Source organism: Streptococcus sp. HMSC076C08, from assembly GCF_001810825.1.
Classification (GTDB): domain Bacteria; phylum Bacillota; class Bacilli; order Lactobacillales; family Streptococcaceae; genus Streptococcus.
The window spans coordinates 1-761 of the sequence record NZ_KV802703.1; the positions used below are offsets into that span (position 1 = coordinate 1).

The 761-nt window shown below is 46.9% G+C and carries 1 pseudogene; it reads right to left on the minus strand.

What is annotated here, in order from left to right:
* Positions 1-761 (minus strand): annotated as a pseudogene (locus tag HMPREF2766_RS10225) (YSIRK signal domain/LPXTG anchor domain surface protein); the annotation flags it as partial.

Sequence of the window (761 nt, forward strand, 5' to 3'; positions counted from 1 at the left end):
GGAACACCCTGAGGACCTGTGCTGGTTGCGCCAGTTCCTGTTGGTGTTACCTTGGTCACTGTTGGGGTATAAGTCGCAGTGACTGGGGTACCGTTCTTATCAACTCGTTTAACTGTTACTGGATCTGGAGTTCCGAAGTATTTCTTATCCGGCGTAAAGGTAATAGATCCATCTAGGTTAATGGTATACACACCCACACCTGGAACTGTTTTCGTGGACTGTCCATCTTCGAAAGTCATTGGTTTCGTATCATCAATTGGAACCAGTGGATTGCCTTCTGTGAAGGTTGGGGTACCTTTTTGCGGTTGACCTTGGATACCTATGCTGGTTGCGTTAGTGCTGGTTGGAACTACTTCTTTCACCACCGCTTGGTACTTGACAGTAACAGGAGTTCCGTTAGCATCCACTCGAGTCAATTCAAGTTCTGGTGTTTCACCCTTGAACTGCTTGTCCGGAGTGAAGGTCACTTTGCCTTCTGCGTCCACTTCAAACTTACCGACATTTGGCACTTCTTTCACAGCTGTACCATTGTCAAATAGTGGAGTTGAGGCAGCTGGGAATGGAACTGAGTCATGGCCTGGAGTGAAGGTCACTTTACCTTCTTGGACCTGACCTTGCAGACCTTCTGTCTTATCACCTGAACCAGTTGGTGTTACCTTAGTGAACTCTGGACTGTAAGTCGCAGTCACTGGAGTTCCGTTCTTATCTAAACGTTTCACTGTAACTGGGTCTGGTTTTCCAACAAACTGTTTATCTGGAGT